The 15383-nt window shown below is 62.7% G+C and carries 11 protein-coding genes; 6 read left to right on the forward strand and 5 right to left on the reverse strand.

Features of this window, described 5'->3' with window-relative positions; translation table 11 throughout:
- The coding region (locus CRD60_RS08835) for an InlB B-repeat-containing protein (protein WP_161522222.1) at nucleotides 1-1029 on the reverse strand (1029 nt) is incomplete at its 3' end.
- A gap of 588 nt (nucleotides 1030-1617) precedes the next feature.
- Between CRD60_RS08835 and CRD60_RS08840 the strand changes: the two genes are divergently transcribed.
- Nucleotides 1618-2019, forward strand: coding sequence for a hypothetical protein (locus CRD60_RS08840; protein WP_113860768.1), 402 nt, complete (start codon nucleotides 1618-1620; stop codon nucleotides 2017-2019).
- A gap of 903 nt (nucleotides 2020-2922) precedes the next feature.
- Here the strand turns inward: CRD60_RS08840 and CRD60_RS08085 are convergent.
- Entirely contained in the window at nucleotides 2923-5025 is a 2103-nt protein-coding gene (locus CRD60_RS08085) for a cation:proton antiporter (RefSeq protein ID WP_113860774.1), read from the reverse strand.
- A gap of 288 nt (nucleotides 5026-5313) precedes the next feature.
- Here CRD60_RS08085 and CRD60_RS08090 point away from each other — a divergent pair, with 288 nt between their 5' ends.
- The 3 genes from CRD60_RS08090 (at nucleotide 5314) to CRD60_RS09475 (ending at nucleotide 6880) form a co-directional block, all read left to right on the forward strand.
- Nucleotides 5314-5790 (forward strand): nucleoside deaminase, encoded by a 477-nt coding sequence (locus CRD60_RS08090; protein ID WP_113860769.1) that lies wholly within the window; start codon nucleotides 5314-5316, stop codon nucleotides 5788-5790.
- 80 nt (nucleotides 5791-5870) lie between these two features.
- Nucleotides 5871-6344, forward strand: a complete 474-nt coding sequence (locus CRD60_RS08095; RefSeq protein ID WP_113860770.1) for an AAA family ATPase — start codon at nucleotides 5871-5873, stop codon at nucleotides 6342-6344.
- 14 nt (nucleotides 6345-6358) lie between these two features.
- Nucleotides 6359-6880: an RloB family protein gene (locus CRD60_RS09475; protein WP_407923191.1), complete on the forward strand. Its 522-nt coding sequence runs from the start codon at nucleotides 6359-6361 to the stop codon at nucleotides 6878-6880.
- Nucleotides 6881-6948: 68 nt separating this feature from the next.
- On the opposite strand, the gene CRD60_RS08105 is transcribed toward CRD60_RS09475, so the two are convergent.
- Together CRD60_RS08105 and CRD60_RS08110 are read right to left on the reverse strand one after the other, a co-directional pair.
- On the reverse strand, nucleotides 6949-7806 hold the full coding sequence (locus tag CRD60_RS08105) for a sulfite exporter TauE/SafE family protein (protein ID WP_113860775.1): 858 nt from the start codon (nucleotides 7804-7806) through the stop codon (nucleotides 6949-6951).
- Nucleotides 7807-8034: 228 nt separating this feature from the next.
- Nucleotides 8035-9249 carry an ROK family protein gene (locus CRD60_RS08110; RefSeq protein WP_113860772.1) on the reverse strand — a complete coding sequence of 405 codons (1215 nt, stop codon included), beginning with the start codon at nucleotides 9247-9249 and terminating at the stop codon, nucleotides 8035-8037.
- A 378-nt stretch (nucleotides 9250-9627) separates the two neighbouring features.
- On the opposite strand from CRD60_RS08110, the gene CRD60_RS08115 reads away from it, so the two are divergent.
- Both CRD60_RS08115 and CRD60_RS08120 read left to right on the forward strand, forming a co-directional pair.
- Nucleotides 9628-11442: a glycoside hydrolase family 13 protein gene (locus CRD60_RS08115; protein WP_113860773.1), complete on the forward strand. Its 1815-nt coding sequence runs from the start codon at nucleotides 9628-9630 to the stop codon at nucleotides 11440-11442.
- 483 nt (nucleotides 11443-11925) lie between these two features.
- Entirely contained in the window at nucleotides 11926-15009 is a 3084-nt protein-coding gene (locus CRD60_RS08120; protein WP_236630922.1) for a cation-translocating P-type ATPase, read from the forward strand.
- Nucleotides 15010-15178: 169 nt separating this feature from the next.
- Here CRD60_RS08120 and CRD60_RS09210 read toward each other — a convergent pair.
- Nucleotides 15179-15383 (reverse strand): hypothetical protein (locus tag CRD60_RS09210; RefSeq protein ID WP_236630923.1); only part of this gene is annotated, 205 nt, incomplete at its 5' end.

Raw genomic sequence — 15383 nt, forward strand, 5'->3', positions numbered from 1 at the left:
GTCGGTGTACCAGCCGTTGAAGGTGCCGTGGCTCCAGGCGCCCGGTGTGGGGGCGTTCAGGGTGGTGTCCTTGTCGATGGTCTGGGCCGTGATGCTCAGGTCGCCTGCCGCCTGGCCCAGGTCGTAGGTGATGGTGACGCGTCTGGTCCATTTGGCGGTCAGGACCATGATGTGGCTGTTGTTGGCCTGGTCGGGGCCGATGGTGGCGGTGCGGAAGTCCCATCTGGTGTCCTGGCTGGTGAACCATCCCTTGAAGTCGGGTGCGGCCTCGTCGGGGTAGACGGGTATGGCGGGGTTGGCGGGGTTGCCGACGCTGCCCCCGTAGGGCACGTGTTGGTCGGCCGGTGGGGCGGCCGGGCTGTCGGGGTTCAGGAAGCGCACCGTGTACATGTCCGGCTCCCAGACCGCTTTCAGGGTCATGTCCGCCATGACCGGGTCGCCGGCCAGGTTCCAGGGGTTGCCGGTGGCGGTGTTGGTCCAGGAGCTGATGTGATGGCCCAGCTTGGCCGGCAGGTTGGCGATCGTGCCGATGGGGTCGCCCTCGTTGACGGTGCGGGGTGTGGCGGGCCCTCCGGTGCCCCCATCCGCGTCGAGGGTCACCTGGTGGGTGCGTCGCTTCCACTGCCCGTACAAATCCAGGTCCGTGTTCACTGGTGTGCCGACGTTCCACGGGGTGCCGCCGCTGGGGGTGGTGAACCAGCCGGCGAAGTCATGGTATTGCTTGGAGGTGTTGGCGGGCATGACGCTGGCTGTGGTGGAGCCCACGGTGGGCAGGGTGACGCTGGTGTCCGGATCCCCGTTGCACGGATGGAAGGTCACGGTGGGCAGTTTCTGCCACTGTCCGTACAGGGTCATGTCCGCGGTGACTTTCGTATTGGCGAAGTCCCATTTGCTGCCGCCGGTGGGTGCGGTGTACCAGCCCGTGAACTGGTAGCCGGGCCTGACCGGGTCGGGCGAGGGCTGGGTGGCGTAGTTGCCGGTGAGGTGTTGCTCCCAGGTGGGGTCGCCGTTCTGTGGGGCGAGGGTCACCTTATAACCGTATCGTATTTGCTCGAACGTACCGGAGAAGATGAACGTGCCACTGCCACCGGCAGGCGTAGCGGTAACCGGGAAGCCTTCGAGTAGTCGGGAGTTATTATTAAATCCCCACGCAAAGTTGGCGCCTTGTGAGCGGAATGCAAATGTGTATTTGCCTGGCCCTGTGCTGGTCCAGTTATAAGTGGAAATTGGAAAGCTGCGCATTATGACGCCGGCAGGCGCGTAGCATCCATCGTAGTAGGATTCAGTGTCATATGATAATAAGCAAGGGTATGCCGTGCCGCCTGCTACTCTTCCGGGGGAAGAAACATGTACGGTGCCGCGCGCGCTACTGGGAATGTTGGGATTGGCGCTACTGGGTTGCACTCTCATTACGTACCCGGCGGTGAATCTCGGTAGGGGAACCCCATCAAAGGGTTCACCGATGGAACGGTCCGGGAGTTTAATGGTCTGACCTGATGCGTCCAGATAGGATAGGGCAGGAAAACTCGCACCAACAGGTATACCACCTCCCGGGGCTAGGGGTTTTAGGGTTGTTCCTATCAGAGAGCCGAGGCCGGTCAGATTTTGGATGTGGTTTTGGTCAATCCACAGTTTCTGCAGTGCACCGCCCCTGATGGGGCTGACATCGGTGATGTCGTTGGATCCCAGGTCGAGTTCGGTCAGTTCGGTGAAGGCGCCGATGCCGGTGAGGTCGACGATGTGCTTGCCGTTGAGGTTCAGGCGGGTGACGGCCAGGTCGCTGGCTGTGATGACGGTGGTGGCCGGGTCGGTGCCGGCCCCTCGTATGGCTTCGGCCACGGCCTTGGCGAGGTTGGTGTCGGGCAGGCATTCGCTGAAGGTGTTGACTTCGGCCACGCAGCCGCTGCCGCCGCGCAGCAGCGGGTTGCCCCGGGGCGCCAGACCCAGGCCGTCCTGGGGCAGACCCAGTCCGCTTTGGGGTGCCAGGCCCAGCTGGCCCTGCGAGGACGGGGCCGGTGAGGCCGGCGTGTCCGTCCCGCCGGTGCCTCCCTGCGCCGTGCCGGGTGTGCCCTTCTGGCCGGTGCTCTCCGTGTCGGTGTCGGTGCTGTTGGAGGGTGTCTTGTCACTGTCGCCGGCCTTGCCCGCGATGTCGGCTGGGGCTGTCTGGCCGGACCGTTCCTGTGTCTGCTGCGGTCCGGGTTGGGTGTCGGCGATGGTGCGGACCCGTCCCGTATGGGTTTGGACGGCGGGCCGGTGTGCCCGTGCTGGCGTTGTGGTGGTCCCGGCTGTCGTGGCCTGGCCTGGTGTGTCCGGAAGATGTCCGGTTGGCTGGTTGGTCCTGCTCGTCGTTGAGGGAGTGTGCCTGCCTGATGTGTTGGAGGGTTTGCCTGGTGTTGAAGCGTAGCTTGAAGTGTTAGTTTCCTCTAGGGGGGGGGGGGGTGATATTTGCTACATTGGGTGTGGCGATGCTCAGGCAGAGCAATCCCGCGGCAATGGCACGCAAGACAGTATTCAACATCAGTATTTGAATCCTTTGGTGTACTCACACAATCGTTCTCGAACTGGAGTCACCGGAGATGAGTGCCGCCTGTCAAGGCGTGTATGGAAGTCTCCCAGTAACGAGTGCCCTATATTCCCCCATGATGTAAGGCATGCCAGTTCATTCTTACTAGTTGAGACACACTATAACACCCCTTCCTGAACGTCGCCATCCCTTTGGCAGGGTCGTCCGTCAATACAGCGCATCTGCGTCAACGTCAAGCTCACCGCTCAACCCGCAGGATGTCACATCCTTTGCGGCAGTTAGCGTAAATCGCGAGGGATAGGACAAAAATCGGTGAAAAATGTCCCATTTCCCGCGATTTGAGGCAACGACGGTCAGGTGGCGGCGGGCCAACCGACATCCGGCGACCTGTGGCCCGCTCACACCCCGGAGTCGGCGTCGACCTGCATGACGTATACGTTGCGGCGCAGCTCCCTGGCCTGGGCGCGGTTGACCTTGCCGCTCTCCTGAAGGTCCTGGATGACGCTCAGCTCGATGGCGTAGCTCTCGTGCTTGACTTCCTCCAGCTGGTTGATGAACTCCACGCTGTCGGGCAGTCCGGGCCGGGATTTCAGGGCGGCTGAGGTGCGGCGGTAGTCCAGCAGCAGGGCGGAGCAGTCTTCGGCGCTGTAGTGGCCGGTTTTCATTTCCCGGTAGAGGCGATTGATCACGTAATCAATGGCCTTGGATTGCAGGTCTCTGGTGGCGTTGTAGAGCTCATTCTCGTTGACCAGGGGCGTTGTCCGGCGGATCTTGGCATTGCCGCGTTTGATCAGCATGATCCCACGGTGGCGGAAGACGTACCAGCGGCCCCTGATGTGTGAGATCACCTGGCCGCCGACACCCTTGGTCGAGCTGTGGCGTATGGCGTTCATGATGTTGTCCATCATGCGTTCCGCAGCCTCGATCTTCAGTTCATATTCCCCTTGGTCCGCCTTGTCTCCCTGCCGCTCATGGAGTTCCCTGCTCTCGGCCTTGGCTTCGTTCAGGGCCTGCTGCACGTATTCCTTCTCCCAGCGCAGGGCATCCACCTGCAACTGTGCAAAGGCTTGCGGGTCGCTGATGCCCAGGTGCTGCTTCATGCGGGTGATGCGTTTGGTGTAGGAGTCGATGACCAGCATGACGGCCCTGCGGTTCTCCTTGGTGACCCGGTTGCTCAGTTCGGCGATGGTCTGCCTGACCACGTCAATGGCTATTTCGGTGACTGCCTTGGCCCTGCCTCCGTCGTCTTTGGGGGCCAGGACCGGTAGCAGGAAGTTGGCCAGGACGAGGGTCACGACAATCACTCCGGCCGCCACGAAGATGAGTTCGCTGCGCACGGGGAAGGCGGTTCCGGACTGGGTGATGTAGGGGATGGTGAACATCAGGGCCAGGGTGATGGTTCCCTTGGGTCCGCCGAAGGTCATGACGGCTGCTGACCGACAACGATCGGCTGTCATGGGGCGGCAGCGTTTGGTCTCCTGGTCGCGTTCCAGGGCCAGGGTGGCGGCGATCCAAGCGAAGCGTAGGCCTATCACCAGCAGGGAGATGAGCACTATTTCGACCATCAGCAGGTTGTTGCTCACGCTTGAGTTATTCCAACTGTCTTTGATGGCTGCCGGCAGCTGCATGCCCAGAAGGATGAAGACGGCTCCGTTGAGGCTGAAGGAGAGCACCGACCAGACACTGGTGGAGACAATGTTGGTTCGGGCCACGTTTGGTCCAATGCCCGTGCGGTCGAAGTGGACGGTGAGCCCGGCGGTCACCACGGCCAGGATGCCGGAGACGTGGCCCAGTTGGTCCGCGCCCAAGTAGATCAGGAAGGGCAGGAAGAGCTCCATGAGAATTCTGCTGGTCACCGTCTCCCAGCCCAGGGATCGAATGCTGGTGAAGAGCCAGTTGGCTAGGAATCCAGCTACCAGGCCAAAGACGATGCCGCCGACGAAGGTGACCACGAAACGGCCAGTGGCTTGGGTCAGTGAGAAGGTGCCGGTCACGGCGGCCAGGATGGAGAACTGGAAGCCGATGACGCCCGAGGCGTCGTTGAAGAGGGATTCACCCTCCAAAACGCTTTTCTGCCCTTCGGACAGTGAGGCCTCGCTGCTGAGCGAGGAGACGGCCACCGCGTCGGTGGGGCCCAGGGCGGCACCCAGGGCGAAGGCCGCTGCCAGGGGTACTGCCGGCCACAGGGCGTTGAGGGCCAGCCCGACCACGGACATGGTCAGGAGCACGAGACCGATGGCCATGGACAAGGAGAGCTTCAGGGTCTTGAGCAGGGAGTCCTTCTCGACTTCGTGCGCCTCCAGGTAGAGCAGGGGCGCGATGAAGAGGACCATGAAGAGCTCTGGGTCCAGGGTGGCCTCGGGGAAGAAGGGAAGTTCCGCAAGGAGGGCACCCAGCAGAATCTGCACCAGGGGCGTGGAGATCTTGGGAATGAACCGGCTGATGAATGAGGAGGCAACTACCGCCGCCAGAATGTATAGAATGAGCCGGACAACCTCCACGGCACCCACCTTTCTTTTCCGTCTTACGGGCTTTGCCGTAGTCGGGTTATCGTACTGCTTCCCGGCCCATTCCTGACTGTGGCTTGCGTCGGCTGTAAGCCCCCAGTGCCAACATGCCGACTTGCCTGACGGCTCTATTCTCTAGGAACACCATCGCACCAGGTACCCAACCGCTGGCGGCAACTTCCAGAAGGTCCTGCATCGGGAAGAAATGACACACATGACCTATTACTGTCAGTATAAAGCACGAAACCCCGCGCACGTCGCGTCTGCTCTAAACTGAGACCCATGCCATATGACCAATTGATGCACCAAGCCCTCGCCCTGGCACGGGAGGCTGGGCAGGCGGGTGAGGTGCCGGTGGGTGCCCTGGTGGTTGACGGCCATGGCCAGGTCCTTGGCCGAGGGCGTAACCGCCGGGAGTTGACCGGGGACCCGCTGGCCCATGCGGAGGTTGAGGCCTTGCGTCAAGCCGCTTCGCTGGGGGGTTGGCAGCTGAGCGACTGCACCCTGGTGGTCAGCTTGGAACCCTGCCCCATGTGCGCCGGCGCCGCCCTGCAGGCCCATCTGGGCCGGATCGTCTTTGGTGCCTGGGATGCCAAACTGGGGGCATGCGGTTCAGTCTGGGACCTGCCCAGGGATCCACATATTGGACAACACCCGGAGATTGTAGGCGGCGTGCTTGAGGCCGACTGCGCCTCCCTCCTCTCCGATTTCTTCCAGGACCGTAGGCATGTCGGAAAGATATTGGACGATAAAAAGTAAATACACAATTTTAATATTGATTGGTGCGAGAATCTGGTGCAATATGAGGGTAGAATGAAATTTTCCTAGGGCGAAGTGCAATGTTGCTGTCGTTCAAGGTCGCCAATTATCGCTCGTTGCGAGACGAGCAGCTGCTCTCCATACTGTCGTCGGGCGATGGATCCCGTCCGGCGATCCCTGATGGCATAGGTCAGGATGGGCAGGTAACGCCTGTTGCCGTGCTCTATGGTGCAAACGCTTCAGGCACAACAACGGTAATAAAGGCCTTGCTCTACGTGCGGGAACTGGTCACCCAGTCGGCGGACCGGAGAGTGGCACAGCCTCTTCCTGACAATGGGTTCATGCTGGATAAGGATTCGGCCTCGCGCCCGACAGAGTATGAGGTTCGTTTCATGCCGGAGGTCGGCGGGGAATACCTCTACGGGTTTTCCATATGCCAGGGGAAGGTCCACGAGGAGCATCGTGATGAGGGTGTGCACGGCCAGCAACGGACCAGGAAACGACATATGTTCGTCCGGGCGGAGGCCGAGTCTGACCATCCGCAGATCAACTGATTCGTGGTTCCGGTGTGAGCGTCGATTGCACAATACCCAGCTCAGATCCCGTCGATATTGTCACAGTGGCTGCACAGGCGGTCAATGGTGATGCGGATGCGGGCATAGCGAAAGGTTTCTTTGACCAGGTCTGGGCCGTGTTCGATTTGGATGGGCGTGACGGGCAAGTGCGTAGGGCATGTGATTTGGCTGCCGACAATGGGGTTCATGCGGCATTGTCGAATCCTTGCTTTGATGTCTGGCTCATATGGCATTTTGCTGATTTCTCCAGGCCTGGTTGCCCCGCAAGCGGTGGCTCGTCCAGCACGGACCGTTATGTTCGGCAGCATTGTCCTTCCTATGGGAAGGGGAAGCATAACCGGTGGAATCAGATTGTGTGGCTTACCGCCGATGCCATGGCCCATGCCCGGCAGCGAGGCGTCTGTCGAGAAGGCGGAGCATCAGCAGTTCTCCAGGCTGATCCATCTTCCGGAGTGTGCGCCCTGATTGAGGCGGCAGACCGATGCCACACAAAGCTGGAGCCGAGACTGGTATAGCGTTCGGCCTGTAGGCTCGCGGCTGCTTCATAGGCGACGAAGGCTCTTGGTGGATACTGTGCGCTTTCCTAGCGGCGGTGAAGACCGCCAAGGGAGGCTGCCAGCCCTGGGGTGATGGAAAGGGCGGACCAGATGCAGCGTAGGAGGATGGCGGCCAGGTAGAGGGCCAGCAGTATGGAACCCAGGCGGGCGGAGAGGTGGTTGGCGCAGATGCTGCCCAAGGGGGCGGCCAGGGCGGCCAAGAGGCCAACGACCAGGCCGGTGGTCAGGTGGACCAGGCCACGCTTGGCATTGGCTATGGTGCCGGTGATGGCTCCGGGGAACATGGCCAGGAGCGACGTGCCCCGGGCGATGAGGTCGGAGGCGTCGAACAACAGTGACAGAGCCGGTACGGCCACCGCCCCTCCTCCTACTCCCAAGAGGCCTGAGAGAGTGCCGATCAAGAGGCCGATCGCCAGCAGGCACAGGCCCGTCAGCCAGGTCATATGGATGCTGGAGTCGCGTGAGGGGATGAAGACGAATTGGGAGACCACCACGCAGGCCAGGAAGGCGGCCCAGGCCCAACGCAGGAAGAGTTCGGACATGCGGGAGAGCAGCCAGGCACCCAGCTGGGAGCCGACGATGCTGCCGCAGGCCATGAGGATGGCCGCCAACCAGTCCACCCGTCCAGACATGGCGTATGAGACCAGCCCGGAGACCGAGGCGGGCACGATGGCCGCCAGGGAGGTTGCCGCCGCCTGCCGCTGGGAGAGCCCGGCCCAGACCAGGGCCGGCACGATGATGGAGCCGCCGCCGATGCCGAATAGTCCGGAGAGAAAACCCGCCAGCAGGCCCACTAGGGCCATGAGGGCCCAGCGCAGGGCGGCAGACTGCTGAGGCCGCCCTGCTTGCTCCGCTGCTGCTGTGACTTGCTGAGAGTCATCCATGCCCATGGCCTTGCATCGCCTCCTAAGCTTTCCTGCCGGTCACTCTAGCCGCAACGCCCGGTCTGTGCTGCCCCTCGTCCTTTATGTGGCGGTGAATATGGGGGTCAATGCCAGCTTGAATAAGCCGATGAAGTCAGCCTGTGGCGAGCGCCATGACTGAAGACCGCAGCGTCCGCTGGCCAGAAGCGACGTGCCCCGGCCAAAGCTGTGGGCACCCGTCAGCGGGCCTCAGACATAGCTGGCTATGGCCTGGGCGGCTGCTGCCCTGGCCCAGATGGACCAGGAGAAGTCCAGGATCTCTACGTCAACCTTGCTGCTTTTGCTCGGCCGGTAGCGGTCCATTCCCTTGCGGATGGCCTCCGTGTCCATACCGGCGATGAAGGAGGATTCGCCGCTGACGAAGACCTTGTCTGGCATGGCGAAGTTCGACATCGTGGCCAGGAAGGCACCCAAGCGGAAGCAGGTCTTGCTGACTAGGGACCGGGCCTGGGGCAGGCCATGGACCGCGTCTGTGGCAAAGTCCTGGAAGCCCACCGTCCGCCCAATCAGGGAGGAGTATTCCTGGGCCAGGGAGTCGTCGGTCAGGCAGTAGGAGCAGCCTTGGTGGCCCGCCGGGCAGGTTGGCCCTTGGGGGTCAACGAGAATATGGCCCGCCATGCCGTAGCTGTTGTCGGGGTAGTCGATGGGTCTGCCATGCTCGCTCAGGGCGTAGCCAATGCCAATGCCGATGGTCACTATGGCGAATCTGTCAATGCCCACCCCGTGCCCGAACCAGTTCTCGAAGAGCAGCAGGGTATCCAGATCGTTGAAGACCTCCGTGGGCACGCCGCATTCGGCCTCCACCAAGCCTGCCAGGTCCACGTCCTGGTTCCAGCGGAGGAAGGGGGCGTAGGTCACCCGGCGCATATCCTCGACATACCCGCCTAGGGAAATCCCCAGGCCTACCGGTTCGGGTGTGATGCCCCTCCGGCAGCGTTGGTAGAGCGAGGCCAACTGCTGAGCCACCGCCTGGGGTTCCGTGGAACCCAGGGATTCATCCATACGCTCGGTCAGGGGTTGGCAGAGGGCATCGACGGCTATGGCGCTGACGTTGGTGTTGTGGATGCTGATACCTACAAAGGTCCGCTGGTCGCTGCGTAGGCGCAGGGCGGTCTGGGGCCGTCCACGCCGTCGGTCATCAGCGGGTTGGGGGAGTCGGTGGGCAGAGGCGGCCGCCAGCGATTCCTGGGGCAGTTCCTCAATGACGCCCGCATAGATCAGGTCGCTGGTGATGCGGGAGAGCGCCCCCTGGGAGAGCCCCAGGAGCTGGGCCAGGGGAGTGCGGGCGATGGGGCCGTATTGCATGATGGACCTGACCACCTCATGGCTGGTTGGTGAGCTTTGGAACCATTGGGGTCGTTTGGGCTGGCGCTCGCTGTTCGGCGTGGCTTCACTGGCCCTCATCGCACTCCTCCCAGATTTTCTTTCCTGATTCAAAATATACGCTGGGCACCTACCATATGTGGCATCTCCAGCCGCCTTTGACCTGCGAGGGGGAGACCTGCGGCACCGGCGACCATCAAGCGGCAGCCGACCGTCGCTGGGGTGCCGGACTGGCTCCCTTGGCTCCGGCAGGCATATTCCATAGGTTCTTTTTCTTGCGCCGATGAGTGCCACGCCAGGGCTTGGAAAGAAAAGTCCGTCTCCCTATGATGGCTTCCATGCCATGGTTCCTGCCAGGCGGTGGTGAGTTGGGACCAGGGTAAGCACAGCAAGCATGGCAAGGTCTGGGTTCGACATGGGTGTGGTCCAGGTCTGGCCGCAGAAGCAAAGGATGCAGCTATGGTCACAGCAGCACGTATGCAACTCCCGGACTCAATACGGACCAACGGCGCCAGCCCCAATCCCTGGTGGGCCAACGCGGTGGTCTACCAGATCTACCCGCGCTCCTTTCAGGACTCCAACGGTGACGGCTACGGTGACCTGCAGGGCATTATCTCCCGTCTGGACTACCTGGCCGACCTGGGCGTCGATGTCATCTGGCTGAGCCCGGTCTACAAGTCCCCCCAGGACGACAATGGCTATGATATCTCCGACTACCAGGACATCGATCCGCTCTTCGGCAGTCTGGACGATATGGACCAGCTGCTGGCCCAGGCCCACGAGCGCGGTCTCAAGGTGATCATGGACCTGGTGGTCAACCACACCTCCGACGAGCACGCCTGGTTCCAAGCCAGTCGGGATAAGGCCTCCGACAAGGCCGACTGGTACTGGTGGCGCCAGGCCCGCCCCGGCCACGAGCCCGGCACCCCTGGCGCCGAGCCGAACAAGTGGGGCTCCTACTTCGGCGGCTCGGCCTGGGAGTACGATCCGAAGCGTGGCGAATACTACTTCCACCAGTATTCCAAGAAGCAGCCTGACCTCAACTGGGAGAACCCTGCCGTTCGCCAGGCCGTCTACCGGATGATGAACTGGTGGATGGACCGTGGCATCGACGGCTTCCGTATGGACGTCATCACCCAGGTCTCCAAGCGAATTGACGGGCAGGGTCGCCTGCCCGGCGAGGAAGGCAGCCGGATCGCCGACCTGCCGGTCGGTCCCGACGGCTACTCCACCCCCTATCCCTTCTGTTCCGACGGTCCCCGCCTGGACGAGTTCCTGGCCGAGATGCGCCAGGCCGTGTTCAAGGGCCGCGAGGGCTTCATCACGGTGGGCGAGGCGCCCGGAATCACACCGGAACGCAACACCCACATCACCAATCCGGCCAACGGGGAGCTGGACATGCTCTTCCTCTTCGAGCAGATGGACACCGATTGCGAGGACCATGACAAGTGGCGGCCGACCCCCTTGGACCTGACCAAGCTCAAGGAGGCCATGGCCGAGCAACAGGGTGCCGTGAGCCAGGTCGGCTGGGCCAGCCTTTTCTTCGACAATCATGACCAGCCCCGCTCCCTGTCACGCTGGGGCGAGGACTCCACCGAGGAGGGCCGCGTGGCCTCCGGCAAGGCCCTGGCCCTCATGATGCACATGCACCGGGGCACGCCCTACATCTACCAAGGCGAGGAGCTGGGCATGACCAACGCCCACTTCACCTCCCTGGACCAGTACCGGGACCTGGAGGCGATCAACCTCTACCACCAGCGGGTGGATGAGGCCGGAATCCAGAGTCCTGAGTCCATGTTAGACGCCATGGCCAAGCGAGGCCGCGACAACGCCCGCACCCCCATGCAGTGGGACGCCTCCACCTACGCCGGCTTCATGGCTCCCGATGCCAAGGCCGAGCCCTGGATTGCCGTCAACCCCAACCATGTGACCATCAACGCCGCCGCACAGTTCGACAGCAAGGATTCGGTCTACGCCTTCTACAAGCAGCTGATTGCCCTGCGTCACAGCAACCCGGTGGTGGCCGCCGGCTCCTGGGAGCTTCTGGACGCCGACGACCCACAGGTCTACGACTTCGTGCGGGCCCTGGGTGCAGACCGTCTGCTGGTCCTGGTCAACTGCTCCAACCTGCCTGCCGAAGTGCCCGATGCCGCCGCCCGGCTCTTGGGAGACCTGGGTCAACTGTCCGCCGATTGTCTGGTCATCTCCACCCACGATGAGCTGCCCGAAGGTGGCCTGCTGCGTGCCTGGGAGGGCCTGGTCTACCGGCTCTGACCTGCGCTGGCCCGCACATGGGCACGCTGTACAGCAGACTGCACTGTGAGGACGATCTTGTACAGAACATGTCCCAAAACGTGCAGTCTGTTTGTTGAAGTGGACAAGCCGGGGCCAGATGGGGATGATGGTGGGGCGATGTCTTGGATGGGGAAGCAGGGGCTTGTGGAGGTCCTGCAAGGGCCATGGTGCTGAGGGCTGATTCTCAGTAAACCGTAAGGGGTCTTCGATACCCTAGGCTAAGCGGTCCAAACAATGCTCGAGTGTACGAAGTGCCGAGGGGTAGCCCAGGTGCCAGGCGTAATCATCTAGTGACGCTGGACCAGGGTCCGAAACAGGGCTTGATGTAGGAGCGCTCGCAGTTGCTGTTCCCGAGTGGGGCGGCAGGCGTGGCGAATAAAACAAGATGAAGAAGAACATACGTATGTATATGTATCTATTGGTGCAATCGGTTGCAAAGATGGTGTGAGGCGGCTTCACCCAGTGTCTGAAGGGGCCTGGGCAGGAGCGGTCCGCACCGACCGGCGCATCAAGAACGAGAACCCGACGGAAGGCCAGGTTCCCATGAATCCACAGGTAGACAAGACCAGAGACAAGACCAACCAGACCAAGCAGCCGGAACAGACCCGGCAGCGACCCGGGCATGACACCCGACCCACCACAGAGAAAGGCGGAGGAACCATCAGCGTGACAGACGTGGCGGCAGACAGCCGCCAGATGACGGCAGCGGCGGGCGGCCCCCAGCACAACCGGCTCCAGGAGGAGCACAAGCAGGCCAACGAGGAGACTGCCTGGCACAGCATCTCCAGCGGTCAGGTCCTCAAACTCCTCAAGAGCTCAGCCCGGGGCCTGACCCAGGCCGAGGCGACCCACCGTCTGGACCTCTTCGGCCAGAACAAGCTGGCCGAAATCGAGGCCAAGCCCAAGTGGCGCATATTCCTTGAGCAATTCAAGAGCCCCCTGATTGCCGTGCTGGTGGTCTGCGGGATCATCACCATATTCCTCCAGCACTTCGTGGACGCAGGCGCCATCTTCATTGTCCTGCTCTTCAACGCCATCATCGGCTACATGCAGGAGATCAAGGCGGCCACCGCCGTCGAGGCCCTGGCCAACCTGTCCACACCGACCACCCAGGTCATCCGAGACGGCATGCTCCAGGCCATCGATGCCTCCCAGCTGGTCCCCGGCGACCTGGTGACCCTGGAGAGCGGCGACCGGATTCCCGCCGACCTGCGCCTGATTGAGACCCTGCGCCTGCGCATCGACGAATCCATGCTGACCGGCGAGTCCGAGGACGCCAAGAAGAGGACCGACCCCGTAGCCGCCGATGCCTCCCTGGGTGACCGCACCTGCCTGGCCTTCTCCGGCACCATGGTGACCTCCGGCCGTGGCCAGGGCATCGTCGTAGCCACCGGCGCAGACACCGAGCTGGGTGAGATCAACGACCTGGTGCAGGTGGCCAACGGCCAGACCCCCCTCCAGCGCATCATCAAACGCACCGAGACCGGCATCGCCGCAGCCGTGATCCTCGTGGCCGTCTTCGTCTTCATGGGCGGAGCCCTCCTCAACGGCGACCCGGCCCAGGCCTTCCTCTCCGCAGTGTCCCTGGTCGTGGCATCCATGCCTGAGGCCCTGCCCATCGTGCTGACCGTCGCCATGGCCCTGGGTGTCTCCCGCATGGCCCAGTACAAGGCCATCGTGCGCTCCCTGCCGGCTGTCGAGACCCTGGGTTCCATTACCGTCATCGGCTCGGACAAAACCGGTACCCTCACCCAGAACCGCATGACCGTGGAGCAGTGCTCCCTGGGTGGCGGTCAGCCTGTGCAGATTGACGAGCTGGGTTCCTTTGAGGGCCTGGATGCGGAGGCTGCCGGTTCTGACGAACTTGCCGGGCTGGTGCCGGCAAGCAGTCCCCTGTCGCCGTCCCAGCGTGCCGGCTACATGGCTCTGCTCAAGGCAGGTGCCATGACCAACGAGGCCCATCGCCAGGTTGGTGAGGACGGGTCCATCAGCTACAGCGGGGATGCCGTCGATATGGCCATGGCCAGGGTGGCCGACCAGACCGAAGCCATCACCCAGGCTGACCTGGCTGCCCCTATCGAACTGCAGACGCCCTACGAACCCGAGCTCCTCCACTCCATGTGCATCCGCCGCAACCCTGACGGCAGTCTGACCCAGTATGTTAAAGGCGCCCCCGATGCCATCATGGCCATGTCCGCCACCATGCTGGACGAGTCGGGCCGGGAGGTGGCCCTGGACACTGAGGCCGTTGACCGGACCTACCACGCCATGGGCAGCCAAGGCTTGCGGGTCATCGGTGTAGCCAGCCGCACCATCGAGCCGACTGACGCCCCGGAAGGCTTGGAATTCCACCGCAAGGCGCATGACATGACATTCCTGGGACTCGAAGGCATGCTGGACCCGCCACGCCCCGGCGTGCGCGAGGCCATCGCACAGTGCGCCCAGGCCGGCATCAAGGTCATCATGATCACCGGCGACCACCCGCTCACCGCCTCGGCCATCGGCAAGCGTCTGGGCCTCCAACACACCACCAACGCCCTGACCGGCTCAGAGATGCTGGACATGAGCGACGAGGTCCTCAAGGGGCGACTGGCCGAGACCTCCATCGCCGCCCGCGTCTCGCCCCAGGACAAGCTGCGGATCGTCGAGACCCTGCAGGACCAGGGGGAGGTCGTGGCCGTGACCGGCGACGGTGTCAACGACGCCCCGGCCCTCAAGGCGGCCTCCGTGGGCATAGCCATGGGTGAGTCCGGCACCGACGTGGCCCGCGAGGCCGCCGACGTGGTCCTGACCGATGACAACTTCATCACCATCACCCACGCGGTCCGTCAGGGCCGGGTGACCTTCAAGGCCATACGAGGCTCTGCCTACTTCCTGCTGGCCACCGCCGCGGCGGCCATGATCGCCGTGGGTGTCAACGTGATCGCCGACATGCCCCTGCTCTTCCTGCCCCTGCAGATGCTCTGGATAAACTTCGTGACCAACGGTGTCCAAGACATCGCCTTGGGCTTCGAGCCCGGTGACGGTGAGGAGCTCAAGGCCCCGCCCCGCAGCCCCTCCGAAGGCCTGCTCTCCCGGACCCTCTGGGTGCGTACGGCAGTGTGCGGCCTGTGGATGGCCACATGCGTGCTGCTCATGTTCCGTTTGAGCCTGGCCCAAGGACTGGCTTTGGGCCAGGCCAGGACCATGGCCCTGACCCTGTTGGTGCTTTTCAACTTCTTCATCGCCATGTCCGCCCGGTCCGAGCGCAAGCTCATCATCCAGCTCAATCCCTTGGACAATAAGTTCCTGCTCCTGGCCTCGGTTCTGGCCTTGGCCATCCATGCCGGAGTCATGTACCTGCCCGGTCCGGCGGCCCTGCTGGGCATGATTCCGCTGACCGGCGGCCAGTGGCTGACCTGTCTGGCTGTATCCCTTACAGCCCTGGTCTTCAGTGAAGGCCACAAACTGCTGGCCCCTTACCTAGATCGGCTCAACCATCGGCCGCGCCAGGTCTGGCATAGCACTCGTCGGCGCATAGCCTCCATGCTCGGTAGTGAGAGCTGACCGTCGACCATAGCCTTGTGACACCCGCCGATGGGGGGTGGGTGTCACATTTTTTTTTTGATTCATTGTGTGGTGTGTGTTGTTGGGTGTGGCAGTGCCCCCGAGCTGTGCTGGGTCGGGGGCACTGCCTGTGTTGGTTGGGGTGGGGCCTGGCTGGTGTGTTGTTGGTTTAGTGTCTGAGGTTGTGTCCTGCTTGTTTTTTGCGGAGTGTGAGTCCGATGCCGGTCAGTAGTGCCATGGATGTCAAGGTGCCGAGGGTGGGTAGGGTCCAGGCTCCTAGTGGTCCTCCGGTGAGGGGGAGTTGGGTGATGGCTGGTGCCCATTTGGCTTTGAGGTAGGTCCAGTCGGTGATGGGTGTGGTGGTGGGGTCGAAG

Source organism: Bifidobacterium aemilianum, from assembly GCF_003315635.1.
Taxonomy (GTDB): Bacteria; Actinomycetota; Actinomycetes; order Actinomycetales; family Bifidobacteriaceae; genus Bifidobacterium; species Bifidobacterium aemilianum.

Excerpts from the sequence above, each read along its gene's own strand:
- CRD60_RS08095 (WP_113860770.1), top strand. The coding sequence starts at position 5,871 with ATGTTGCTGTCGTTCAAGGTCGCCAATTATCGCTCGTTGCGAGACGAG.
- CRD60_RS08090 (WP_113860769.1), top strand. The coding sequence starts at position 5,314 with ATGCCATATGACCAATTGATGCACCAAGCCCTCGCCCTGGCACGGGAG.
- CRD60_RS08110 (WP_113860772.1), bottom strand. The coding sequence starts at position 9,249 with ATGAGGGCCAGTGAAGCCACGCCGAACAGCGAGCGCCAGCCCAAACGA.
- CRD60_RS08105 (WP_113860775.1), bottom strand. The coding sequence starts at position 7,806 with ATGGATGACTCTCAGCAAGTCACAGCAGCAGCGGAGCAAGCAGGGCGG.
- CRD60_RS08115 (WP_113860773.1), top strand. The coding sequence starts at position 9,628 with ATGGTCACAGCAGCACGTATGCAACTCCCGGACTCAATACGGACCAAC.